Consider the following 23,568-nt stretch of genomic DNA (forward strand, 5'->3'; position numbering starts at 1 on the left):
CTAGTCCCACTCCACATCGTAGGTCCTGACGAGAGCGGAAATCTCAGCTTCGCTGAGCAGGGAGGGATTGGCGCCCCTCGTCAGCATCGTGAGCTTTGCCGTCTCCTCCAGTTCTTCGATGGCATTGACCGCCGCTTCAAGGTCCTTTGCCGCGACGACCGGCCCATGGGCGGCCAGCATAACGGCGCTGCGCTTGCCGGCCAGTCCGCGGATCGCGTCGCCCATGGCCGCATCACCGGGCATGAAATATGGCAGCAGCTTCACCTTGCCGAGCTTCATGATGGAATAGGCCGTCAGCGGCGGCAGTATGTTGTCCGGGTCAATCCCCGGCAACAGGGACAGCGCGACCGAATGACAGGAGTGGAGATGCACCACGGCCCCCGTCTTTGCCGGACGGGTCTCATAGAAGGCCGCATGCAGCGGCATTTCCTTGGTCGGCTTGTCGCCGCCCGTCAGGCGGCCGTTGCGATCGAAGCAGGAGAGCCGGGCAGGATCCAGCCGGCCGAAAGAGCTCCCCGTCGGGGTCACCAGCAGGCGCCCGTCGCTGAGGCGCGCTGAAATATTGCCGGACGAGCCTGCCGTCAGCCCCCGGTCATAGAGGGATTTTGCCATAAGGCATATCTCCTCCCGCATTCGCGTTTCCTCGCTCATATCGCCTCCAGCAGCTTGAATGCATCCTCGAAGAAGGCTTCCCCGCCGAAATTGCCGGACTTCAGGGCAAGCGCGACCCGCTCGCCCTCCACATCGGCAAAGGTCCAGGGAACGCCCGGAGCAATTTCCGGTCCGATCGTCAGGCGCGTAATGCCGAGAGCCTGCGTGATCGCACCCGATGTCTCGCCGCCGGCGGCAACGAAACGGCGTATGCCGAGCCGGAAGGCTTCCCGCGCCAGGTCCGCCAATGCATCCTCCACCACCCGGCTCGCCTTCTCCAAGCCCAGTCTTTCCTGAGCCTGCCGCACCTCGTCGGGTTCGGCCGTGGCAAAAATAAGCTTCGGCTCGTCGGACGATTGTCGTCGCAGCCATTCGCGCGCCGGCCCGACACCCTCGCCGGCTAGCGCGACCGGATCGAGCCGCAGGCTGACGCTGCGCCCCGCATAGCGAGAGACCTGCTTGCGCGTCATGGCTGAGCAACTGCCCGAAAGGACAAGCTGTCCACCCTTTGGAGCAGCCATGGACTGACTGACGGCGGGCGGGGCGAGGAGGGCCTGTTGGACGTAGAAGCGCGGAAGCTGGCTGGCGAGCGCGCTGCCACCTGTGACGAGGGGCATATCCGCCGTGGCAGCAGCGATCGTCCGGAGGTCTTCGTCGGAAACAGCATCGACAATGACATGCCGGACGCGATCCTCGGAAAGGCTTCGCAACCTGGCTTTCAGCGCGTCCGGACCCTGCGAAACCGCATGACGGCTTGCAAGGCCGACTTTGCCGCGCACCTGCGGCGCAAGAAGACGGACAAGGCTGGAATCGCGCATCGGGGTTAGCGGGTGGTCCCTCATCGGGCTTTCCGAGAGCAGCTGCTCTCCGACAAAGAGATGGCCCATGAAGATGCTACGGCCGTTTTCCGGAAAGGCCGGACAATAGATGGTCTGCTCAGCGCCGAGCTCCGACATCAGCATTTCGGCGACCGGGCCTATATTGCCCTCGGCGGTGCTGTCGAAGGTCGAGCAATATTTGAAGAAAAATCGAATCGCACCGGCTCGTTTCAGCCATGCGAAGGCGCGACGGGCCTCACTGACCGCGTCCTGCACGGGCGCCGTGCGGCTCTTAAGGGCGATGACCTCGAAGGCCGCAGCATCGGTGCCATCCTGTTCCTCGGACGGCACGCCGATGCGCAGCGATACCGGCAGCCCGCTGCGCGCCAGAAGCGCCGCAAGGTCTGTCGCACCGGTAAAATCATCCGCAATGCAGCCAAGCACGGTTCCCATCGCGATCAACCCTCCATGCCAGGCAAAACGGCGCCGCTCTTGCGGGCCAGGACTTTCGCTACTGCGGCGTCATCCTCCAGGCCGAGCCCCTCCTCAGCAGCCTCGACGAAGAGATGCATTGCTGCCGTGGCCAGAGGCGTAACTACACCTGTTTTCTGCGCCTCGGATGTGACGATGCCGAGGTCCTTGACGAAGATGTTGACAGCCGAGCGCGGAGTGTAGTCACCCGCAACGATATGCTCGCCTCGGTTCTCGAACATCCACGACGATCCGGCAGAAACCCGCAGCACATCATAAAGGGTTTTCAGATCGATCCCATTCTTTGCAGCAAGGGTCATGGCTTCGGCCGTTGCGGCTATATGGACTCCCGCCAGCAGCTGGTTGATCATCTTGACTTTAGAACCAAGCCCCACGCGATCTCCAAGCCGGAAAACCTTGGCAGACACGGCATCAAGAGCATTGGACGCACGCGAAATTGCTTCATCAGAGCCGGATGCCATAACGGTGATCTCACCCGACAGCGCTCGCAGGTGCCCGCCGGAAACGGGAGCATCGACGACCAGCATGCCGGCTGCCTTAAGCCTCTCGGCAATCGCCAGGCAAGCACTCGGCGCCATTGTGGTGCATAGCAGAAAGACCGTGGACGGCCGCGCGGTTTCAAGCGCGCCCTGCGGCCCGAAGAGCACGTCTTCCACCTGTTTGCTGTTGACGACATAGACGAAGACAATATCGGCGGTTGCCGCCACGGCAGCCGGTGTCGTGCAGGCCCGGCCCCCAGCCTCAGCGAAGCGCTCCAGCACATCAACACGCACATCGCATCCGTTGACTGCAAAGGCTGATCTCAGCAGGGACAGGGCAGCCCCCCAACCCATTGAGCCCAGTCCTATGACGCCTGCTCTCCTCAGCTCCTCCATCGATCTTCCTTCCTGCAGAATATTATGTTACCGATACCGGTATCGATAACAGAGCTTCTTTTGCAGGTAAATGTCAAGGCAGTTTCCGTTCGGCCGCAATCGTCCTATGACATGCGCGGCGCCGTCGGGGGCGCTGCCCCTCATCAAGGAATTCCTTGCGGATGCGTAAACCCACTCTGGAAGAAGTTGCCACTGCTGCCGGCGTCAGCAAGATGACGGCGTCGCGGGCGCTGCGCGGCGTCGGCGACGTTTCGAAGGAAACTCGCGACAGGGTGCTCACGGTGGCGGAACGGCTGAGCTATGTCGGCAATCGGCTGGCGCTGTCCCTTTCCTCGCAACGAACGAACCTGGTCGCCGTCGTGGTGCCCAGCATGTCCAATATCGTGTTTCCCGAAGTGCTGGCGGGTATTTCCGCCGGGCTGGAGGGATCGGGCATGCAGGCCGTGTTCGGCATATCCGACTACGACGTTGCAAAAGAGCACGCCATCATCCGCGACATGCTCTCCTGGCAGCCGTCCGCCATCATCGTCACTGGTTTGGACCAGCCGGAAGAAACAGTCAGGATGCTCCAGAATGCGGCCATTCCTGTCATCCAGATCATGGATCTTGACGGAACGCCGATAGATTTCAACGTCGGGCTCTCGCACGGCAAAGCGGGGGAAGACATGGCACGGGCACTGCTCGAGGCGGGACGCAGCCGGTTCGGCTATGTCGGAAGTGCCCTGCACAGGGATCTGCGCGCTGCCAAGCGCAAAGCGGGTTTCGTGCGCGTGTTGCGTGACCACAGCCTGCATTTCGTCGAGCAGAGGCTGGACGACGCCTTCTCTTCCATTGCGCTTGGAAAGCATCTCACGAAAGACTTGCTGGCAGCCGTCCCGGATGTCGACTGCATCTATTATTCCAACGACGACATGGCGACTGGCGGGCTGTTCGCTTGCATGGAGCTCGGCATTCCGGTTCCCGAAAATATCCTGATCGCCGGCTTCAACGGACTGGATCTCGCCTACGCACTGCCCGTCAGGATTGCCACCTCGAAATCACCCCGCCGCACGATCGGCGAGACTGCAGGAAGGCTGGCGCGGCAGGCTGTGACAGCCGAAACGTCATCCCACCAAAAGGTATTTTCCTTTCTTCCCGAGATTACGGGCGTATCCGCTTCGCATTTCTCGTTGCCGAGGCAGAACGATTGACCTGGCGGCGACGTAGCATCATCTGTGTTCGTGCCCGTTCGTTGTCTCATGGAACGATAAGCTGCAGCGTTCAGCCGCACGGCAGCGGCAATATGCTCAGACGGCGTCCCGTACACGAAGCCAGGCATTGTGCAGGTGTTTGCCGATGATTTCGACGAGAACCTCCGCGTCGCGTCGCTCCAGCGCCGTGACGATGCCCTCGTGCTCGGCCATGGCAGCGGCCCACCGCTCCGCACCCTCATGGCCAATGAAGCGCACGCGCTTCAGTCGCGCCTGGAGCGTGGCATGGAACGCCGCCAGATGCGGGTTGTCCGCCAAGGCGACAAGCGAAGTGTGGATCTGCTGGTTGAGCTTGTAGTACTCCATCCGCTCGCCGGCTTTGTAATGTGCCCTCATCCGGTCGTGGAGTTCGCGGACCCGCCCGATATCCTCGTCGCTTGCCACCTCGCAGGCGAGGCGCGCCGCCAGTTCCTCCATTGCCCGGATCAGCACCAACATGTCGTGCACATCCTTGCGCGTGAACTGCCGCACCACCGCGCCGCGGCCTGGCACGAGTTCGACCAGCCCCTCCCCGGCCAGGGACTTCAACGCTTCACGCAGTGGCGTGCGGGACACGCCGAGTGATTCGCCAAGCTGGATCTCGTAGAGACGCTCTCCGGGTTGCAGTTCCCCCTCGATGATCATGTCGCGCAGGCGGTTGACGATCTCCTGGTGAAGCGACTGCCTTTCGATAATTCCCCGCCCTGTTGTTCTCTCGGCCGTGCCGTCCACTGTGTGACCCTCGGTTGAATTTCCTCAAATCATCTTACGCCATCACAGGGGGTCTTCACAATGCACGCATAATCCTGTATACAAAATACAAAATACGCTGAGGGTAAAAAGGGAGGCGAATATAGTCGACGCACTGAATATCGAAGCTCGGTCTGCCGCGCGGCCGACACTTGCGCTGGCGATCGGCGATCCTGCTGGAATCAGTCCGGAATTGACGGCCCGTCTCTTGGCGCTGCCCGAATTGCGCGACGTCTGCCACTTCATCGCCATCGGCGACGCGCGTGTGCTTGATAAAGGCGCCGAAGTCGCAGGCGTTGAGCTCGACCTGCAGACCACGTCTCGAGACAAGATTCCTGACGGGCCAGTCGGCAAGGCGGTTTTCGTCGATCTCGGAAATCTTGATCCTGCCGATGTGGCACTTTCCGAGGCCACGCATGCCGGCGGGCAGTTCGCCATCGAAAATTTTCGCATCGCTCTTAAGCTCGCCGATCGCGGGCGCGTGGATGGCGTGTGTTTCACGCCGTTCAACAAGAAAGCAATGCGCTATGCCTATCCGGGCTATGACGACGAGATCCGCTTCGTATCGGACGTCTTGGGTTACAGCGGCAAGATGCGCGAGTTCAATGTGCTCGAGCGCATATGGAACGCGCGCGTCACGTCCCACATTCCGCTTGCCGCGGTCGCGTCACACCTTTCTGAAGAAGCGATCCTTGCCGAGTTGAACCTGACGGCACAATGCCTGCGACAGGCGGGCTTCGATCGGCCACGCATCGCTGTCGCGGGCCTTAATCCACATGCCGGCGATGGCGGCAGCTTCGGCATGGAGGAGATCGAGATCATCGAGCCGGCCGTGAAAGCTGCCCGGAACCTTGGCATGGACGTGGAGGGCCCCTTCCCCGCCGATACGGTCTTTCTGCGCGGTCTCAAGGAAGGCTTTCAGGCAGTTCTGACCATGTATCACGACCAGGGTCAGATCGCGATGAAGATGATGGGCTTCGACAAGGGCGTCACCATGATCGGCGGACTGCCGTTTCCACTGTGCACGCCCGCGCACGGAACCGCTTACGACATCGCCGGCCGCGGCATCGCCGATGTCGGCGCTTCGCGGGAGGCGGTGCTTCTTGCTGCAAGAATGGCGGAGCGGCGGCGAGCGCCGGCGCCGTAAAAGAAAGATCTTGGAGGCGCGGGAGGGCGCCAATGTTGCAAAAGGGAGGAAATGACATGCTGAAATATCTCTCCGTGATGGCTTTGGCCGCTGCAGTGGCCACGCCGGCGCTGGCGTTCGAACCGAAGCGACCGGTGGAATTCGTCGTCACCTCGGGGCCCGGGGGTGGCACCGACACCTTCGCCAGGACGGTTCAGTCGATCGTCGCCAAGCATAAGCTGATGGGCGCCTCGATCGTTGTGACCAACAAGGGAGGCGGCAGCGGCGCGGAAGGCTTCGTCTATGCCGCAAGCTATAAGGGTGATCCCTACAAGCTGACCTTCGGCACCAATAATGAATATCTGCTGCCGAGCGTGGCAGCTGTTCCCTATAAACCGGAAGACCTCACACCCGTTGCCGCCATGGCGCTCGACGAGTTCCTGATCTGGGTCAACGGCAAGTCCGACTTCAATGACGCCGCGTCGTTCGTGCGGGAGGCGAAGGCCAAGCCAGGGTCCATCCAGTTCGGCGGTAGCCAGTCGAAAGACACCGACCAAATCCTGGTCTCGTCTCTTGCCGAAGCGGTGGGTACCGAGTTCCGCTACATTCCCTTCAAGAGCGGCGGCGAGGCGACGACCCAGCTTGCCGGCGGCCATATCGATGCCAATGTGAACAATCCGAATGAGAATCGCGGGCAGTGGCAGGCCGGCATGGTCAAGCCGCTCTGCGTCTTCCGCCCGGAACGCTTCCCGAAAAGCGAGGCCGTCCATGACGGCAAGGGCTGGCATGACATCCAGACCTGCAAGGAAGCCGGCATCCCGCTGGAGAACTACCGCATGCCGCGCACCGTCTGGCTGCCGTCCGGCGTCGATGACGATGTGGTCGCATTCTATCGCGACCTGCTGCAGAAGGTCAGCGAAACGCCCGAATGGCAGGAATATCTCGCAAAGACCTCCCAGACCAAGCAACTGATGGTCGGCGAGGAGTTCCAGGGCTACATCCAGAAGGACAAGGCAGCGGTCACCAAGGTGCTCGATCGCGAAGGCTGGCTGATCAAGTAATCCGTCCAATCTTATGGAGCCCCGTCATGTCTGAAGAAAGCAAAAGGCAGCTGAACCGCCGGACGATGGAGATTGCGACCGCGATTGCCACCGCGGCGGCCGGCGGCGCGGTGTGTTACGGTGCCGTCGAAATCGGTACGGGATGGACCGAAACCGGCCCGGCGCCCGGCTATTTCCCCTTCTATATCGGGCTGCTCATCATCGTGGGCAGCCTTGCCAACCTGATACGGGCGATCGTCATCAGGGACTGGGGCGCTGAGATCTTTCTGGACATCGATCGCGCCAGGCCGGTTCTGGCTTTCGCCCTGCCTCTTATCGGCTTCGTGATCGCCGCCCTCTTGCTCGGCCTTTATGTCGCAACATTGCTCTACGTTTCCGGAGCCATGATCTGGCAGGGCGGCTATCGCTGGTGGGCCGCAGTCCTCGGCGGCGCGGCGGTTACGGCCGCGTTCTACTGCGTCTTCGAGATCGCTTTCCAAGTGCCTCTGCTTAAGGGCCCGATCGAAGGCTGGCTCGGCATCTACTGAGCAGGCCGGGCCGTTTCAAGACGGCCCGGCGAAATCGTCTGGGAGGAAGTTTCATGGAGAATTTCGGCCATCTGCTCGATGGATTCGCCACTGTCGTCAGCGGCTACCATCTTGCCATCATGGTGGTAGGCGTGATGCTCGGCATCCTTGTCGGCGTCCTGCCCGGCCTGGGGGCGCCCAATGGCGTGTCGCTCCTTTTGCCGCTCACCTTCACCATGGATCCGGTATCGGCAATCATCCTCCTGTCCTGCATGTACTGGGGCGCGCTTTTCGGCGGCTCGACGACCTCGATCTTGTTCAACATTCCCGGCGAGCCGTCCTCGGTCGCCACGACTTTTGACGGCTACCCGATGGCCCGCGGCGGCCAGGCGACGCGTGCACTCACCTTGGCTTTCATCTCCGCCGGCATCGGGGCGATCGCCGGCGTGGTGATGATCACGCTGCTCTCGGGCTGGGTCGCGCGATTTGCGCTGCAATTCTCCTCTCCGGAATTCTTCGCCGTCTATTTCCTGGCATTCGCAAGCTTCATCGGCATGGGCGCAAACGCGCCGGCAAAGACACTGGTCTCCATGATGCTCGGCTTTGCGCTGGCCACCGTCGGAATGGACACGATCTCCGGCGGGCTCCGCCTCACCTTCGGGGTTCCGGATCTCATCAAAGGCATATCCTTCCTGGTGGCGGTGATGGGGCTGTTCGGCATCGGCGAACTTCTGCTGACCACCGAGGAAGGGCTTCGCTTCGAGGGCATCAAGGCCCGCATTTCGCCTCTCGATGTGCTGCGGACACTGGCCGAGATCCCTCGGCATGCGGTGGCGATCGGCCGCTCCATGCTGATCGGGATATGGATGGGCATCACGCCCGCCGGGCCGACCGCGGCCTCCTTCATGGCCTATGGCATCACCCGCCGCTTCGCCCGGGATCCGTCCCAATTCGGCAAGGGCGACCCGCGCGGCATCGTCAGCCCCGAGACGGCTGATCATTCGGCTGGCACTTCCGCCTTGCTGCCGATGCTGGCCCTCGGCGTGCCGGGCTCGGCCACCGCGGCGGTGATGATGGGCGGGCTGATGATCTGGGGACTGACGCCGGGCCCGATGCTGTTCATCGACCGACCGGATTTTGTCTGGGGTCTGGTCGCCTCGATGTATTTGGGCAATGTTGTCGCCGTCCTGCTCGTGCTCAGCACGGTGCCGCTCTATGCCGCCATTCTTCGCGTTCCCTTTGCCATCATCGGGCCGATCATCGTTGCCGTCATCTTCTCCGGCGCTTATCAGATCGCCAATTCCACCTTCGATATGTGGCTCGTCCTGATCTTCAGCCTCGCCGGATACGTATTCAAGAAACTCGACTATCCAATCGCGCCACTGGTGCTCGCCATGGTGCTGGGCGACAAGGCAGAGGATGCGTTCCGCCAGTCCATGCTGATGTCGAACGGGTCCCTTTCGATCTTCTGGTCCAACCCGCTCGTCGCCAGCATCATGGGCCTTGGGATCCTGCTGCTGGCCTGGCCGCTGATCGGCAAGATGATGGGCTTGCGCAGCCTGATCCGGCGCGGCCGGCAAAACCCCTCCAACGCAAACTGAACGAGCCACCACATGTATCGTCATATCCTCTATAGCGCTTCTGCCGGCAAGGCATCGGTATGTCTGGTCGGCACAGGCGCCTTCGGCCGCAGCCTGCTTGCCCATCGCGTTCCCCGGATGGATATTCGGATCGCCGTCGACATGGATGCGGCCCGGGCTGCTGCGGCGCTTCGCGCGGCAAGAATAGCCGACACCCGCATAGCGATCTGCCCGGATGCGCAAACGGCGGCGCAGGCTTTCGCCGCCGGCCACTTCATCGCCGCCGGCGATCTCGCCCATGTCATCGATTTGCCTTTCGATTTGCTTGTAGAGGCCACCGGCGACCCCGAGGCAGGGGCCCGCCATGCCGACATGGCCGTGTCGAGCGGCCGCCACGTCGCCCTGGTCAGCAAGGAGGTCGACAGCGTGGTTGGGCCTGGCCTTGCCCATCTCGCGGCAGAGCGAAGGGCCGTCGTCACACCCGTCGACGGCGACCAGCCGAGTCTCCTGATCGATCTCGTAACCTGGGCGGAACTGCTCGGCTTCGAAATCGTCGCGGCCGGCAAGGCCAGCGAATACGACTTCGTCTTCGATCCCGAAACGACGACCTTGACGAGCGGCGGCGTGGCCGTTCGGGTTCCCGAATTTGCGGCACTGCTGGATATCGGCGACGCAAGGGCGGCAGACGTGATCGCCGACCGCGCCAGGGCGGCTGCCGCATTGCCGCAGCGCGCTGTTCCTGATCTTTGCGAGATGGGCGTCGTCAGCCACTCGGTCGACCTTGTCCCCGACCGGCCCGATTTTCATTGCCCGCTTGCCCGCATCGTCGAGGTGCCGACGATCTTCTCCACGCGCAACGAGGGCGGCATCCTCACCGGGGATCGCCGCCTCGACGTTTTCCATTGCCTGCGCCTGCCCGGCGAAGTCAGCTTCGCCGGCGGAGTCTTTGTCGTGGTGCGCTGCCGCGATGGTGAGAGTTGGAAGATGCTGGCCGAAAAGGGCCACATTCTCAGCCGTACCGGCGACACCGCGATGATCTATCTTCCGCGCCATCTTCTGGGTCTCGAGGCCGCGACTAGCATCCTCGACGCAGTCCTGCTGAAGCGTTCGAGCGGCGCACCGGATCCGAAGCCGCGTCTGGACCTCATCGCCATTGCAGAGAAGGATCTGCCGGCCGGAGCGCTGCTTTCCGCTACCGGCCATCATCATGCAATCCAAAATGTCGGATCGGCGCTCGTTCCGGCAGCGCCGCTCGCGACCGACAGGCCCGCGCCGTTCTATCTCGCGGCCAACCGCAGGTTGGAAAAGCCCGTCCGCTGTGGCGATCCCGTCATGCTCGGCGATCTTGAACTTGATCCGGCTTCCCATCTCCTAAGGCTGCGCAGGCAGCAGGACGCGATCTTTTTCGGCCGGGAGGCGACCCTCGGAGCCGTTATTGCCACTGTGGCGCAATGATGATGATGTGGCTGCCAGGTTGAGATGGCCGCCATCAGGTTAAGATGACCGGCGCAAAGCTGGCCCGCCAGAGCACTTTTTTACAGCGACAGTGCAAAGAACTTTATCACCGCGATCCACGAAAGAGGTTCCACCTGCGAGGCTGTCGCACTATCTGATCATCCGATCAGAGGCCGCCAGCGGTTGGCCATCGCTGCAATGCTTCCCGTCCGGCGTCTGTCAAGCCGTAGACGCCTCTGTCGAGCCGTTCAAACCAGCCATAGACATTCGAAAGCAAAATCTTTCCGGCATCCGGTACGCTGGACCTGATGTCACGCACGCGCCGCGGTCCTGACGCCAGCGCTACCGCACAGCCGAGCGCCTGCTGGCGATACGCCGTCATGACCGGCACGCGTGTGCTCCCGCCAAGTGCCGGATCGCCGCGTCGTCTCTGGTGCTCGCGCATGAGCCTCGAACGCCGTTTCGGATTGGTTCGCGGCATCGGCGATACGGAGCCGACGATGATGCTGACGTCGCCGGCATCGGAAATGCCGAGCATGCCAATGCCGAGCCTGCGGCAGAGATCGCGGTAGCGCTTGTCGGCTTCGCGGCCTTTGCCCTTGGCTGAGATTCGCGCCGCGATCCAGACCTCATCTGAGACAGCTGCGCGGTCGACGGCCTGCAGGATGAGTTCAAGATTGAAGCTCGTCTTCAGTTCGCAGACCACGACCACAGGCGGATCGTCATCGCTCAAGCCGACGAGATCGCAGCCGCCAACTTCGCCCTTGACGACGTAACCTGCCTTTTCGAGAAAGCCTTTGACGGGCAGATAAAGCGAGGTTTCCATATGCCTGCAGAGCGAATCGAAGAATCGTTCGATAACCTACATCGATCCACCCGTGTGGGACACCGCGCCTATCGCCACCGGCGCGATTATGCGGCATGGGCCGTGGAATAAGAAGTCGGTCCGGCGATCATGTGCGAAATGACAGCTTCTAGTTCCCTATAAGGTTTCCGGATGAAAAAGGAAATCTCGATAGATTGCGGCCATTCGCTGTGGCCATGGAGTGAAGTTGGTGAGCGCGTCGTCGCCATGGGTGAGTTGATCGAAGGTCCCGACGGTCACGAGCCGGCGAAGTGCGTCGTCCTTGATTGCCGCTTTGCAGGCGTCCACGAACGCCCCAGCGTTCATAACGCGATAAGGCCGGACTGCTTCGTTGATACCCACTTGGAAAGCGGCGATCACCGGTTCCACACGCGATGTTACGCCGAGGCTGTTATGCTGATCCGCCAGCACGCGCAACGCGGCGTGGACAGCGGCGATCCGATCTGCTGCATCGCAAGCCGCAAGCATTGCATCCAAATGCGGTCCCAGCCTCGGTGCGATTTCAAGGCGTGAAAACGCAGTCCCGAACCACTTCTCATAAGGCCAGTATCGACGCTCCTGTAGGAAACTCAATTCCATCAGCAACCGCGTGATCCGTGCAACAATCAGAGCCGATCCACGCGCATCGCCAGCTTCCAAAGTTCGACCTATCCGTGGCTCGGCGTTACCGATCAAATGCCATTGCGATGCCATGGCCCATAACCGCACATCGTCTGGATACCATGCAAGCATCTGGCGAAGACGGCGAAGCTCGCCCAAATCGTCGTGAAACATCTCGCCAGCTGTCATCTGCAGGAGTTTCTGCTGTGGAAGCGCGAGCCAGTGCGGGACTGTCAATTCGTTCGCCAGTGGATCGACCCCGAGCTGCGCCGTCGCCCAAGCATCAAGCGTCACGACATCGACATGGTGTCGAACCGTATTCGTTTGCCAGGAGTAGAACCTGACAGGCCAGCCTCTGAACTCGGGAGGCAGGTGCGCATCAATCTCTCGCAGCACGTCATTCACCTGTTGGGGCTCAACGAACACCAGCAGGCGGGGCCCCCACGCATGATCCGTCGAGCGAGGCTGGTCGAAGCCTAGCACTTCCGATCCCTCACCGAGCAACGCAGCCGCATGTGGAACCGAAACGACCTCACGGACGATCTCGACATAGAAATCTCGAGCAAGTTTCAGACCGGAAACGAAATCAGGCAACGTCTTCAGCTCCTCCAGATGGGCAATCATCCCAGAACCTTCGCACGAGGGGAGCACCGATCTCGGATCGAGCGGCCATGAAATACTCGGCGATGCTATCACGACCTTCAGAATGATCGATGTTCACGCGAAGGATCTCAAAGAACTCTATCAGTGGTGGCGATCTGAAAAGCTGAGTCTGCAGCTCCGGATCGCTTGCCGCCATAACGCAACATCAGCCAATATATCAGCGCATCAGAGCATTCGCGCTCCCGCCACCAACACCCCCGCACTTCTGCGCTGATTCTTGGTTCGGCGTATATCTATTCCTCGATATAGCGCCTTGACAACAGAACTTCTGTGCGCAACGCGTCGGCCCCCTCCGCTTCGCCCAAGCGGCCAAATTCGGCAGCCGCCTGCTCGCGCTTTTCGATCTCTCTCAAAAGAAGGTCGCGCACCTGATCCTTGCTCAGGAAAAGCCTTTCCACTTCCGCTGACCCACTGGAGAAGTCATGACGAACAAGAGATGCCCGTTCTGCGCGGCCAGGCGCCGCCTCCGCATTGTCGATAGCAGCGATCAATTCTCGAATGAGAGCAGCTTCGCGTTTCCTGCCGGCCTTCATGGCCGCTCTTAAATCCGCACGGAGCCGATATTTCATTGGTGTTCCGCCGTCTTCCAACATCTACCCGCACTCTTCCAATACCTCAAACCGAGGGATATTCTCTATTGATCCATATTATACTATATCATATCATTTAAAGGGAAGTTTATGGAGCATTTTGGCTGTGTCAGATATCCTCATGACCGTCGAACAGGCCGCCAGGCAGTTGAAGCTGCACCCCAAGACCGTGCTCCGGCACATCCGCAACGGGCGCCTGCCGGCGACACGGATTGGAAAGTCCTATCGCATCGACCGGGCCAAGCTCGACGCATTTGCCGGTGTGGCAGGTGGCTACGCGGATCCAGCAAACGATGTGCGCGCGACGTGCATCGTCGACATTCCTCGCATGACGCCGGAGGGTGCGGAGCGGGTAGCGACATTCCTCAACGCCGTAGCGATGACGGGTAACGCCAGGACGTCGCCGCTGCACCTCAACACGGCTTTCGATCCATCCGCCGGGAGCCTAAAAGTGGTTGTGATCGGCAGTCCGTCCGACGCAGCCAGATTGTTGGAGATGGTGCAACTGCAGCTCGGGCGGCGCTCGTGAAAGACGTAGTTTTTCGAAGCGAGAGAGCAGCTACGCAGGTCGAGGCCCAATATCGGCAGGTTCTGTGCCAATGGCCGGTGCCGAAAACCGACCTGCGCATCCCGACATGCCAGGGTTCGACATTCGTCGTGGCCTGCGGGCGGGAAGAGGCACCCCCGGTTGTGTTGCTGCATGGTTCGCAGGCCAATTCCGCGGCCTGGATGCCTGATGTCACGCTGTGGTCGTCCAAGTTTCGGCTGTTCGCGGTCGACATGATCGGAGAAGCTGGGCTGAGCGCACGGGTGAGACCGGATCTTACCGGAGATGCACACGCCTTGTGGCTCGACGACGTCTTCAAAGGCTTGAGCATCCAGACTGCCAGCCTTGTCGGCACGTCCCTCGGCGGATGGCTTGCGCTCGACTATGCGAGCAAAAGACCCGCGGCGGTGCAGGCGCTCAGTTTGATCTGCCCGGCCGGCATCGGCCGGCAGAAGAATTTCCTGCTCGCGGTGGCGCCGCTCCTGCTTCTCGGCCCGTGGGGGAAGCGCAGGATCCGGGAGAAGGTTTTCGGTCCTGCTCCAAAGGAGCTTCCTGCCGAAATGCTAGGGATGGCTGACCTTATGGAGACTATTGGTCGAGCGATCAAACCGCGGGTGGTGAAGATCCCGCAACTGACGGACGAACAGCTACGCCAACTCGATATGCCGATTCTCGCTGTTGTCGGCGGGCGGGATGCCCTGCTCAACTCCCGCGATACGAGGGCCAGGCTGGAAGGGGCCGTTCCGCATGCGGAGATATACTTTATCGAAGACGGGTACCATTTTCTCCCGAACCAGTCGCGACGCATCATGGAATTTCTGGAGCGGAACATTCAGCCTGCCAAAGGGTGATGTCGCGGCCGCATATCACTCGCAGGCAACCAGGTATCCCACGGGAAAATCGGACCGTTCGTGCCACATTCGGCGCGGCTGTCTTGTCATGCTTTCGAACGGGAACGAGAAAATTGTCGCCGTTTATGTGACGCGCAACCCACAGAAATTGAGAGATCTGTCAGCGTAGCGCATCGACGAAAAGCCCTGCGAATGCGTCGGCATCGACACCTGTGACGATCGTGCAGTTCGGACTACGTCCCGCCAGATGCCTTTCGCTCACGGCGGCGACGACCTGGCCTATGGCCGGTCCGCTGTCGGTGCAGATCGAGACATGGCCCGCAACCGACTTGAAGATCTCGGGTGCCAGCATCCAGGCGATCGCGCTCGGATCGTGCAGGCACGGGTCCTTCGCACCGTAGTGGACAAGCAGCCGTGCCGCCTCCAGTGCCACGGGCGTGCCGATCGTCTGAGCCTCCCGGATCATATAGTCGGTGACGACCGCCTGGCGCGTCACGTCGAGGCCCAGCATGGTCAATGGAATACCGCTGTCGAAGACGATCGCGGCAGCATGGGCGTCGACTGCGAAGTTGAATTCGGAAAGCGGCGTCGTGTTGCCGGGGCAGAAGGCTGCGCCGCCCATCAGCGTGATGGCGCTGACATATTGCGGCAACTCCGGATCCAAAAGCAGCGCCAGGGCCAGGTTGGTGAGCGGGCCCGTGGCGCAGATGTGGAGCTTTCCTTCGGCCCGCGCAATGCGCGAGATCTCGGTGGCGGCATGGCCGGGGCTCAGCGGCATAGTCGGCACAGGCAGTGGGCTGTCGGCCAGCCCGTCCAAACCGTGCATGATCGAGACCCGCCCCCGTGCAGCCATGATCGGCCGCGCCGCGCCGGCATAGACGGGGGTATCCTGCCGTCCGGCAAGCTCCAGGATGCGGCGGGCGTTGTTGAGGACCGGCTCCAGTCCGACATTGCCGGCCACGCAGGTCACCGCGATCATTTCCAGCGCATCACGGCGGCCGAGCGCGAAGAGCATAGCCAACGCATCGTCCGCGCCCGGATCGCAATCGTAGAGGAAGCGGAGGGCGGTCATGGCTCAATCCTTGTCGGCCAGGAAACGCACGGCTTGGGGCGCCCAGCCGAAGCGAACGGACGCGCCCACCTCCACGTCGCCTGCCTGGGCAGGCGCGCGCGCGATGATCTCCTGCTCGCCGGCATCGATGATGACGCGCAGGTCGGAGCCGCCGTATACCGTCTCACGCACCCGGCCCTCGCAGAGTCCTTCGCCGAGGGTGATCGCCTCGGGACGGACCACGATGGCGCCCCTCGTACCATCGGCCGGAGCAGCTCCGCCGATCGGCAGAGCGCCGAGCGCGGTCTGAAGCCCCCCGCCCTCCACCGTGCCGCGGATGATCGAGGAAACGCCGATAAAGTCGGCTACGAAAAGGTTTTCGGGTTCTTCGTACATCTGCCGCGGGGTCCCGAGCTGGGCGATCTTGCCGTTGTTCATCAGGCAGATGCGGTCGGAAAGCGCCAGCGCTTCCTGCTGGTCATGGGTTACGAAGATGATCGTGGCTCCGGTCTCGCGGTGAATGCGCTTGATCTCGATCTGCATGATTTCGCGCAACTTGGCGTCCAACGCACCGAGCGGCTCGTCCATCAGGATGATGGCCGGATCGTAGACGAGGCACCGCGCCAGCGCGACCCGCTGCTGCTGGCCGCCGGAAAGCTGGGAGGGGAAGCGGTCGGCCGCATGGGCGAGACCCACGGTCTCCAGCACCCGGGCAACCTTGGCGTTGATCTCGGCCTTCGGCAGGCTCCGCATCTTCAAGGCAAAGCCGATGTTCTCGGCAACGGACATGTGCGGGAAAAGCGCATAGTTCTGGAACACGACGCCGATGTCGCGCTTGTTCACCGGTGCATGAGTCTGATCCTTGCCATCGATGATAACGGTGCCCGCGCTGGGTTCCTGCAGGCCGCAGATCAACTGCAGAAGGGTGGTCTTGCCCGAACCGGAGGGGCCGAGAAGCGTCAGCAGCTCTCCCTTGCGGACTTCGAGACCGACATGATCGAGTGCGATAGTGTGGCCGTAGATCTTGGCCAAGCCCTGAACCTGGAGCTTGATTTCCGGCGAGGTGGCAGAAGCGGCAGACATGTCGACAGGGGTTCCTTTGGTGTTCAGGGGAGAGACGGGCGCGCTCATGTCAACGCGGCCTTGCCCTTTCGGCGATGACGAAGAGCACGGTCACCACCGCCACGATGAATACCGAGGCCGCAGCCAGGGTCGGGGAAATGCTGAGGATGATGTCGTCCCACATCTGCTTCGGCAGGGTCTGCTTAACCCCCGCGCCCACGAAAAGCGCAATGGTCAGTTCTTCGAAGGAATGCAGGAGACCGAAGAGGAAGGCCGCGACGGCACCTCCCTTGACCAGCGGCAGGAGGATGAGACGGATCTGTTGCCAGCGGCTGGCGCCCAACGTTTCGGCCGCCTGAAGCAAGCGCCAGTCGACGCCGCGAAAGGTCGTGAGCAGGATCACGAAGACGACCGGGATGGCCGAAAGCGTGTGGCCGAGAACAATGCCCAGATCGCTGGCGATCAGGCCGACCTTGGCGAGGATGTAGAAAAGCGACACGCCGATCACGATGTTCGGCACGACCATCGGGAGCATGAAGGAAAGAAAGACCAGTCCGCCCGCCTTGCCGCGAGAGCGTGCCAGCCCATAGGCAGCCAGTCCGGAAATGATCGTGGCGAGAACGCCCGTCGCAACTGCAATGATCGCCGAGCGCATGGTCGCGCCCATCCACTGGTTAGAGCCGATATAGGCTTCGAACCATTTCAGCGAGAAGCTCCTGGGCGGGAATTCGAGGAAGCTCGAGCCCGAGAAGGCCATGGGCGGGAAGGCGAGGACCGGCACGATCAGCACGGCGATCACCACCCAGACGAACACGGTGAAAGCGCCGCGGCCGAGACGCCGAGGCAGGAGGCGGGCGATGACATCGCTGATCGCCGCGCCGATTTCGATGATCCAGCCGCCGAGGGCGCCGACGACGCTTCTGCGACGCACCGCAGCGCTGTTACCGGATACGGCCGACATGCCGAAAAACCGGTCGTAGACGGCGATGGTGATCAGCGTGACGGCCAATAGGAGAGCAGCCAGCGCTCCGGCGAGGCGCAGGTTGAAAAGCTTCTGCACCTGCGTGATCATCATCTGGCCGATTACGGTCTCATTGGGTGATCCGAGCAGTGCCGGCGTGATGAAGAAGCCGAGTCCCATGACGAAGATCAGAAGTCCGGCCGCCGCCACGCCCGGCATGGAGAGCGGCACGAAAATGCGCCAGAAGGACTGGCTGCGGCTTGCGCCCATGGTCATAGCCGCGGGCATGAGGCGGCTGTCGATGGAAAGCATCGTGGGCAGCATGGTCAGTATGGCGATCGGCAGCATGGCATGGGCCATGCCGAAGACTACGGCCCCGCGCCCGTAAAGCAGATTTAGCTCGGTGTCGAAACCCATGCCGGTGAGAAGTTGCGCGACGATGCCCTTGCGCGCCAGCAGGACGATCCAGGCGAAGTTCTTCAGAAGCGGGCTGACCCAGAACGGCAGCAGGATCAGCCACATCGCCATGCGCCGCCGCCGCTCTTCCATGCCCGCGAGCCAGAGCGCGATGGGATAGGCGATCAGAAGGCAGACGACCGTGACCTGCGCGGCGATGGCGAAGGTATTGGCCAGAACCTTCACATAGACACCCGCCGAAAACATCTGCTGGTAGACCGACAGATCGAAGGCGCCGGACTTGGGGTCGATGAAGGATTGCCAGATCAGCGCGCCGGCCGGAAAGATCAGCAGCAGCGCCATGTAGACGAGCCCTGGTGTGGAAAGCCATAGGCTGTCGAGCCTGAAGCGCTGCCTTGCAAAGGTGTTTTTGGCGGAGAGTTCAGCCATGGATGTCCCGTTCGTTGAAATGGCCCGTTCCTCCATCGGGGAAACCGGGCCACCCACCGTCAGTAGCATACCCCGCCGGCGGCGGGGTTGGAGGATCAGGTAGACTATCTGGCCGAAAATCAGCCGAGAATCCACTGCTCGAAGCGCTGGGTCAGCGCGTCCTGGTTCTCCGCCCAGAACTTGGCGTTCAGGATCGTCAGACCCTTGATGTTATCAGGAGCGGTCGGCAAGAGAGCCGCCTTTTCCTTGCTCAGATGCTCGTAGGCCTTCATGTTGGTCGGGCCGCAGGCCAGAGCTTCGGTGTAGGCCGCCTGCCGCTTGCCATCCAGGCACCACTCGATGAACTTGCGGGCGAGGTCCGCCTTCTCGGTATTGCCGGCGATCGTCCAGCCGTCGATGTTGAATAGGCCGCCGTTCCACATGATGCCGGCCGGCGCGCCCGCATCGATGGCGGCCTGCGCACGCGTCGACCAAGTGGACATGAGGTCGAGTTCGCCATCCTTCAGGAGTTGGGTCGCGTGGGCGCCCGAGGTCCACCAGATGTCGATATGGGATTTGATCTTGTCGAGGCTCGCGAAGGCGCGGTCAACGTCGAGCGGATAAAGTTTGTCGAGCGGCACGCCGTCGGCAAGCAGGGCCATTTCCAGCGTCGTCACCGGGCTGCGCCACAGGCCGCGGCGCCCCTTGAATGCCTCGACGTTCCAGAAATCAGCCCAGCTGGTGGGGACCGTCTTCACCGTATCGGTGCGGTAGCCCATAGCCAGGGCGTAGATTGCCACACCGATGAAGTCCGGCTCGAAATTGTTTGGCGTGAAATCACCCGGATTCGAAACCTCGACGTTGATAGGCAGCATATATTGGTCGCCGAGCTGGCGTAGGCGCAGCACATGCTCGGGCGTCATCAGCGCCACGTCGAAAAGCTTGGTGTCGGTATCGACCGCCATCTTGTATTGCGGGATCGGGTCGGGCTCGTTCGTATTGGTCTGAATGACGACGCCGGTTTCGGCAGTAAAGGTGTCATAGAAGCCGACCTTAAAGCCTTCGTAAAAGGCGCCGCCCATGTCGCGTACGACCAGTGTTTCACCGGCGAAGACCCGCGAGCCTTTTAGAATTGTCGGTGCCGCCAATGCGACTGCGGCCAGCCCCGTCGTCCTCTTCAGAAAGTGACGGCGCGAAAAACTCTTGTTCATTCTGCCCTCCGGCTGTTGTTTGACTGTTTATCGCCGTACATTTGACATTCGTTTAGTTTCGGTAAATTACAATTTTCCGTGCATCTGCTTTGGGACATTCGAAGCAATGTTGCGGGAAGCGCGGCAGAACCGATCCACAGCGGCGACAAGCAAGCTGTCGCAGGCGGCAAGCTGGCTTTCGGCGATGAATTCATCGGGGCGATGGCCCTGTTCCATATTGCCGGGCCCGCAGATAACGACCGGCGAATCAAGCGCTTGAGCGAACAGCCCCCCTTCGGTGCCGAAGCTGACGCGGCATTCCACCGTGCCTTTCGGCAGGCAGGCAGCAAAGGCCTGCACCGCGGGATGGCCCGCATCGGTGGCAAGGCCCGGATAGCGTCCGGTTTCCTCGATCTCAAGAGCAGCCTCAGCAAAGCGGGCCTGATGAGGCGCGAGAGCCGAAGCGCCAACATTGAGGATGCGCTCGGCGAGGGCTGCGGAATCGTCCGCGGCCATCATGCGGCATTCCATCAGGAGTTCCGCGCGGTCCGGCACCAGATTGACGGCGGTCCCGCCGGAAAGCTTGCCGACATGCACCGTGGCATATGGCACGGAATAACCCGCCTCGCGCGGACCATTGACCGCAATCTCGTCCTGCAACCCCCGCAGGCCGGCAATGAAATCCGCCGCCAGGTGCAGGGCATTGAGCGCGAGCGGCGCTTCGGCCGAATGGCGCGGAACGCCCCTGGCCGTCACGCGAAAGGCCATTTTGCCCTTGTGCCCCAATCCGAGCTGCATCGAAGTCGGTTCTCCTACCACGACCAACCCAGGTCGGATGCCGCGTGCCGCGATCGCCTCGATCATCGGGCGCACGCCGATGCATCCGATCTCCTCGTCATAGGAAATGGCGAGCCAGAGCGGCCGGATCAGGCTCACTAGATCCAGCCCCTCCGCGAGCGCCATGACCGAGGCCATGAAACCCTTCATGTCCGCACTGCCGCGCCCGTAAAGCCGTCCGTTTTGGCGCGTTATCGCAAAAGGAGGCACCGTCCAGTCCTGCCCTGCCGCCGGCACGACATCCACATGGCCCGACAACATCAGCCCGCCGGGTACGTCCGGGCCCAGCCGCGCGAGCAGCGCGGCTTTCTTCCCGGTCGCATCGGGAAAGCGCTCGCAGACAGCACCCGCCTTCGTCAGCGCGGCCTCGATCTCGTGGATCAGCGGAAGGTTCGTCTCTGCGCTGACGGTGGGATGCGCGATCAGGCGTTCCAACCAGCGTTCGGTCGGCGTCACAGCTCAGCCTCGGCCGCATCCATGGCGTCGTTGATCTCTCGGATCAGGTCGGCGACATCCGCTTCAGGAATCGAAAGCCGCAGCCGCCGTTCGAGAGACGAGAACACGCCGATGAAGGAATTTGAGCAGTGCTCCAGCATCCGCATGGCATCCGCGGCCGAAATGTCGCAGCGATCTGCCAGATAGGCGCAGATCCGGTCGCGCGCCATCGGGTTCGGCAGCACAAAGATCGGCTGGGTGTCGTAGGCCAGTCGGCGATAAGGCAGGACCGAGGACTTCAGCCTGAGATCGCCCACGAGCTTCGGATCGCGTGACGAGGCGCCGACGACCAGCCGTGCGTCGACACCTTCGAGCACCCAGCGGCCGAGCCCCGGATCCCAGATCGCCAGATCGGAACCCCTGAGCACGATATCGACACGCTTGCTTTCGCCGGGCTGCAGCATGGGCTTTGCAAAGCCCTTCAACTCCTGCGGCGAGCGTCTGAGCCGCTTGCCTAAGGCCTGCAGATAGACCTGTGCCACCTCCGCTCCAGCGCGCTCGCCGGTGTTCGTGACAGTAAAGGACACGGTAATCTGTTCGCGAAGGCCGATTTCGGGCGCGGAGAGCGTCAGGTCGGAATAGGTGAACTGCGTGTAGCTTAGGCCATGACCGAAAGGAAAAAGCGGCTCGATCTCGCGCAGGTCGTAGCTGCGATAGCCGACATGGATGCCTTCCCCATAGACATGGCGGCCGTTTTCGCCCGGATAGTGCAGGAAGCCCGGTACGTCGGCCAGTCGCCTGGGGAAGGTGACGGAGAGTTTGCCCGATGGGTTGACCGCCCCGGTTAACAGGTCGGCGACGGCCCCGCCCATCGCCTGGCCCGAATAGAAGGTGACGAGCACGGCCTTGACTTTGTCGATCCAGGGCATCTCCACCGCGTCCGGGCAGGCGATGACAACGGCCACCTTATCCGAGACGGCGGCAAGCGCCGCGATCATCTCGTCCTGGCCCGGTCCGAGCGCCAGCGTTGTCCGGTCGGATCCCTCGCCGTCATAGGCACCCTCGGTCGAGGTATAGACCAGCACCAGATCCGCCCCGGCGGCCAGTTCGAGCGTCCTAGCATCGGCTTCCGGGCGGAAGGTCAGGTCGTGATCCTGGCCGAGCGCCTCCTGCAGCTGTTCCAAGGGTTGATCCACCATGGTAGGGGTGGTCGTGGCGCAGCCGGAGCCCTGTATCACCGGCGTTCCGGCATCGCGTCCGACCACGAGAATCCGTCGTATTGCGGGACGGATCGGCAAAAGCCCTTCGTTGCGCACGAGAACCATGGAGGCTGCCGCCATGGCACGGGCCTCGCCGTGATGCTCCTCGGCAGTGTAGGCCGGCACGGGACCCTCGGCACCCTTGAGACAACGTTCGATCAGGTCCAGCACGCGTGCGCAGGAACGGTCTGCCACTTCGGCCGGCACCGTTCCGGCATTCAGGGCTGCCAGCAGATCCGCCTTGCGGCGCGGGCTTTCGGGCATGTCCAGGTCGCCGCCCGCCATCAGCGAGGCGGGACGATCCTTGATGCCATGCCAGTCCGAGACCACGATGCCTTCGTAACCCCATTCCTTGCACAGCACCTGGTCGAGAAGCCAGGGATCCTGTGAGGCCTGAACACCGTTCAGCCGGTTGTAGGAGGACATGACCGTCCACGGCCGAGCCTGCCTGATCGCGATCTCGAACCCCTTGAGATAGATCTCGCGCAGGGCACGCTCCTCCACGACGCTGTCCATCGTGGTCCGCTCGACCTCGGAATTATTGCAGGCGAAATGCTTGAGCGAGGTGCCTACCCCTTGCGACTGGATACCCTCGATCACGGCCGCCGAGAGCTTGCCCGTCACCACCGGATCCTCCGAGTAGTATTCGTAAGACCGTCCGGCCAGCGGCGTCCGGCGCAGGTTAATGCCAGGCCCCAGAAGCAGGTGCACGCCCATCGCGCGGCATTCTCTGCCGAGCAGCGTGCCCAGGCGGCGCATCAGCGTCTCGTCCCAGCTGTTGCCCATAGCCGAGCCGTTGGGGAAGCAGGTTGCAGGCTTCATTTCGCCCCAGGCGACGGCCACGTCGCTGGCGCGCTGGTTGACCACGGACAGGAACGCGTCAAGGTCCATGCCGCCGCGCTGGTCGCCGTCGATCTGTGGAATGGAGTAACGCACGCCGTAGGTGCCGTCGGTCATAACGATCGGCTTGACTCCATGGGCGGGAATCGGCGCCGTCTTCCACATCCCGAAGCCGGACAGGAGATCGACCTTCTCGTCGTTTGTCATCGCCTGGATGACGGGATTGGACTGATGATCGGCGGATGCGGTCTGATCGAGCAAGAAAACCTCCATGTACTGCTGCCGGATGCTGCGGCTGCACCCTGATGACGAGCGGACACAGTCTCATCCGCCGGCAAAAAAGAAAAATAGGATGTTCGGAACTGATGCTTAGAAAAAAACGAGCCTACAGCGCCGTGCGTCTTAATAAGACGCACAAAGGTCGCTGTAGCACTTTGAACTGCTGCATG

The 23,568-nt window shown here is 62.0% G+C and carries 21 protein-coding genes; 8 read left to right on the forward strand and 13 right to left on the reverse strand.

The window, feature by feature from the left end; genetic code table 11:
• From otnC to ltnD, 3 genes are read right to left on the reverse strand one after another with little or no spacing between them, the layout of a single operon-like run.
• Positions 1 to 651 (reverse strand): 3-oxo-tetronate 4-phosphate decarboxylase, encoded by a 651-nt coding sequence (otnC, locus tag AAE029_RS10115; RefSeq protein ID WP_371072697.1) that lies wholly within the window; start codon positions 649 to 651, stop codon positions 1 to 3.
• Complete coding sequence (gene otnK, locus AAE029_RS10120) at positions 648 to 1,922, reverse strand: 3-oxo-tetronate kinase (RefSeq protein WP_371072698.1); 1,275 nt, start codon at positions 1,920 to 1,922, stop codon at positions 648 to 650. The genes otnC and otnK overlap by 4 nt, the downstream gene beginning before the upstream one ends.
• Before the next feature lie 5 nt (positions 1,923 to 1,927).
• Entirely contained in the window at positions 1,928 to 2,836 is a 909-nt protein-coding gene (gene ltnD, locus AAE029_RS10125; protein WP_371072699.1) for an L-threonate dehydrogenase, read from the reverse strand.
• A gap of 161 nt (positions 2,837 to 2,997) precedes the next feature.
• On the opposite strand from ltnD, the gene AAE029_RS10130 reads away from it, so the two are divergent.
• Entirely contained in the window at positions 2,998 to 4,026 is a 1,029-nt protein-coding gene (locus tag AAE029_RS10130) for a LacI family DNA-binding transcriptional regulator (protein WP_371072700.1), read from the forward strand.
• 96 nt (positions 4,027 to 4,122) lie between these two features.
• Here AAE029_RS10130 and AAE029_RS10135 read toward each other — a convergent pair whose 3' ends face one another.
• A complete protein-coding gene (locus AAE029_RS10135; protein WP_371072701.1) occupies positions 4,123 to 4,797 on the reverse strand; it encodes a GntR family transcriptional regulator in 675 nt (224 codons plus the stop codon).
• 133 nt (positions 4,798 to 4,930) lie between these two features.
• Between AAE029_RS10135 and AAE029_RS10140 the strand changes: the two genes are divergently transcribed.
• The 5 genes from AAE029_RS10140 to AAE029_RS10160 are packed head-to-tail and all read left to right on the forward strand — an operon-like array spanning position 4,931 to position 10,543.
• On the forward strand, positions 4,931 to 5,962 hold the full coding sequence (locus AAE029_RS10140) for a 4-hydroxythreonine-4-phosphate dehydrogenase PdxA (protein ID WP_371072856.1): 1,032 nt from the start codon (positions 4,931 to 4,933) through the stop codon (positions 5,960 to 5,962).
• Positions 5,963 to 6,018: 56 nt separating this feature from the next.
• Positions 6,019 to 7,002 carry a Bug family tripartite tricarboxylate transporter substrate binding protein gene (locus AAE029_RS10145; RefSeq protein ID WP_371072702.1) on the forward strand — a complete coding sequence of 328 codons (984 nt, stop codon included), beginning with the start codon at positions 6,019 to 6,021 and terminating at the stop codon, positions 7,000 to 7,002.
• Between the two features lie 26 nt (positions 7,003 to 7,028).
• Positions 7,029 to 7,529, forward strand: coding sequence for a tripartite tricarboxylate transporter TctB family protein (locus AAE029_RS10150; RefSeq protein ID WP_371072703.1), 501 nt, complete (start codon positions 7,029 to 7,031; stop codon positions 7,527 to 7,529).
• A gap of 53 nt (positions 7,530 to 7,582) precedes the next feature.
• Positions 7,583 to 9,109, forward strand: a complete 1,527-nt coding sequence (locus AAE029_RS10155; protein ID WP_371072704.1) for a tripartite tricarboxylate transporter permease — start codon at positions 7,583 to 7,585, stop codon at positions 9,107 to 9,109.
• A 12-nt stretch (positions 9,110 to 9,121) separates the two neighbouring features.
• On the forward strand, positions 9,122 to 10,543 hold the full coding sequence (locus tag AAE029_RS10160) for a flagellar biosynthesis protein FlgA (RefSeq protein WP_371072705.1): 1,422 nt from the start codon (positions 9,122 to 9,124) through the stop codon (positions 10,541 to 10,543).
• Positions 10,544 to 10,709: 166 nt separating this feature from the next.
• Here AAE029_RS10160 and AAE029_RS10165 read toward each other — a convergent pair whose 3' ends face one another.
• From AAE029_RS10165 to AAE029_RS10175, 3 genes are all read right to left on the reverse strand, one after another.
• A complete protein-coding gene (locus tag AAE029_RS10165; protein ID WP_371072706.1) occupies positions 10,710 to 11,369 on the reverse strand; it encodes a DUF2161 domain-containing phosphodiesterase in 660 nt (219 codons plus the stop codon).
• 156 nt (positions 11,370 to 11,525) lie between these two features.
• Positions 11,526 to 12,491 carry a DUF4037 domain-containing protein gene (locus tag AAE029_RS10170; protein ID WP_371072707.1) on the reverse strand — a complete coding sequence of 322 codons (966 nt, stop codon included), beginning with the start codon at positions 12,489 to 12,491 and terminating at the stop codon, positions 11,526 to 11,528.
• A 413-nt stretch (positions 12,492 to 12,904) separates the two neighbouring features.
• On the reverse strand, positions 12,905 to 13,240 hold the full coding sequence (locus AAE029_RS10175) for a hypothetical protein (RefSeq protein ID WP_371072708.1): 336 nt from the start codon (positions 13,238 to 13,240) through the stop codon (positions 12,905 to 12,907).
• Positions 13,241 to 13,367: 127 nt separating this feature from the next.
• Between AAE029_RS10175 and AAE029_RS10180 the strand changes: the two genes are divergently transcribed.
• The gene (locus tag AAE029_RS10180) at positions 13,368 to 13,790 is read left to right on the forward strand and encodes a helix-turn-helix domain-containing protein (RefSeq protein WP_371072709.1); all 423 of its coding nucleotides are present in this window, start codon (positions 13,368 to 13,370) and stop codon (positions 13,788 to 13,790) included.
• A complete protein-coding gene (locus AAE029_RS10185) occupies positions 13,787 to 14,659 on the forward strand; it encodes an alpha/beta fold hydrolase (RefSeq protein ID WP_371072710.1) in 873 nt (290 codons plus the stop codon). Before AAE029_RS10180 ends, AAE029_RS10185 begins: the two co-directional genes overlap by 4 nt.
• Positions 14,660 to 14,819: 160 nt before the next feature.
• Here the strand turns inward: AAE029_RS10185 and AAE029_RS10190 are convergent, their stop codons facing one another.
• The 6 genes from AAE029_RS10190 to AAE029_RS10215 all read right to left on the reverse strand — a co-directional run bounded on the left by AAE029_RS10190 (position 14,820) and on the right by AAE029_RS10215 (position 23,380).
• Positions 14,820 to 15,731 carry a nucleoside hydrolase gene (locus AAE029_RS10190; RefSeq protein WP_371072711.1) on the reverse strand — a complete coding sequence of 304 codons (912 nt, stop codon included), beginning with the start codon at positions 15,729 to 15,731 and terminating at the stop codon, positions 14,820 to 14,822.
• A gap of 3 nt (positions 15,732 to 15,734) precedes the next feature.
• Positions 15,735 to 16,793: an ABC transporter ATP-binding protein gene (locus AAE029_RS10195; protein ID WP_371072712.1), complete on the reverse strand. Its 1,059-nt coding sequence runs from the start codon at positions 16,791 to 16,793 to the stop codon at positions 15,735 to 15,737.
• 49 nt (positions 16,794 to 16,842) lie between these two features.
• A complete protein-coding gene (locus AAE029_RS10200) occupies positions 16,843 to 18,579 on the reverse strand; it encodes an ABC transporter permease subunit (protein WP_371072713.1) in 1,737 nt (578 codons plus the stop codon).
• Positions 18,580 to 18,698: 119 nt separating this feature from the next.
• Positions 18,699 to 19,769 carry an ABC transporter substrate-binding protein gene (locus AAE029_RS10205; protein ID WP_371072714.1) on the reverse strand — a complete coding sequence of 357 codons (1,071 nt, stop codon included), beginning with the start codon at positions 19,767 to 19,769 and terminating at the stop codon, positions 18,699 to 18,701.
• Between the two features lie 66 nt (positions 19,770 to 19,835).
• The gene (gene argE, locus AAE029_RS10210; RefSeq protein WP_371072715.1) at positions 19,836 to 21,041 is read right to left on the reverse strand and encodes an acetylornithine deacetylase; all 1,206 of its coding nucleotides are present in this window, start codon (positions 21,039 to 21,041) and stop codon (positions 19,836 to 19,838) included.
• The gene (locus tag AAE029_RS10215) at positions 21,038 to 23,380 is read right to left on the reverse strand and encodes a glycoside hydrolase family 3 C-terminal domain-containing protein (protein WP_371072716.1); all 2,343 of its coding nucleotides are present in this window, start codon (positions 23,378 to 23,380) and stop codon (positions 21,038 to 21,040) included. Before AAE029_RS10215 ends, argE begins: the two co-directional genes overlap by 4 nt.
• Positions 23,381 to 23,568: the final 188 nt, after the last annotated feature.

Source organism: Sinorhizobium sp. CB7, from assembly GCF_041357635.1.
GTDB lineage: Bacteria > Pseudomonadota > Alphaproteobacteria > Rhizobiales > Rhizobiaceae > Rhizobium.

Bases quoted from the DNA above. Each gene is read 5' to 3' on its own strand.
- otnC (WP_371072697.1), bottom strand. From the start codon at position 651: ATGAGCGAGGAAACGCGAATGCGGGAGGAGATATGCCTTATGGCAAAA.
- otnK (WP_371072698.1), bottom strand. From the start codon at position 1,922: ATGGGAACCGTGCTTGGCTGCATTGCGGATGATTTTACCGGTGCGACA.
- ltnD (WP_371072699.1), bottom strand. From the start codon at position 2,836: ATGGAGGAGCTGAGGAGAGCAGGCGTCATAGGACTGGGCTCAATGGGT.
- AAE029_RS10130 (WP_371072700.1), top strand. From the start codon at position 2,998: ATGCGTAAACCCACTCTGGAAGAAGTTGCCACTGCTGCCGGCGTCAGC.
- AAE029_RS10145 (WP_371072702.1), top strand. From the start codon at position 6,019: ATGCTGAAATATCTCTCCGTGATGGCTTTGGCCGCTGCAGTGGCCACG.
- AAE029_RS10150 (WP_371072703.1), top strand. From the start codon at position 7,029: ATGTCTGAAGAAAGCAAAAGGCAGCTGAACCGCCGGACGATGGAGATT.
- AAE029_RS10155 (WP_371072704.1), top strand. From the start codon at position 7,583: ATGGAGAATTTCGGCCATCTGCTCGATGGATTCGCCACTGTCGTCAGC.
- AAE029_RS10160 (WP_371072705.1), top strand. From the start codon at position 9,122: ATGTATCGTCATATCCTCTATAGCGCTTCTGCCGGCAAGGCATCGGTA.
- AAE029_RS10165 (WP_371072706.1), bottom strand. From the start codon at position 11,369: ATGGAAACCTCGCTTTATCTGCCCGTCAAAGGCTTTCTCGAAAAGGCA.
- AAE029_RS10175 (WP_371072708.1), bottom strand. From the start codon at position 13,240: ATGAAATATCGGCTCCGTGCGGATTTAAGAGCGGCCATGAAGGCCGGC.
- AAE029_RS10190 (WP_371072711.1), bottom strand. From the start codon at position 15,731: ATGACCGCCCTCCGCTTCCTCTACGATTGCGATCCGGGCGCGGACGAT.
- AAE029_RS10195 (WP_371072712.1), bottom strand. From the start codon at position 16,793: ATGTCTGCCGCTTCTGCCACCTCGCCGGAAATCAAGCTCCAGGTTCAG.
- AAE029_RS10200 (WP_371072713.1), bottom strand. From the start codon at position 18,579: ATGGCTGAACTCTCCGCCAAAAACACCTTTGCAAGGCAGCGCTTCAGG.
- AAE029_RS10205 (WP_371072714.1), bottom strand. From the start codon at position 19,769: ATGAACAAGAGTTTTTCGCGCCGTCACTTTCTGAAGAGGACGACGGGG.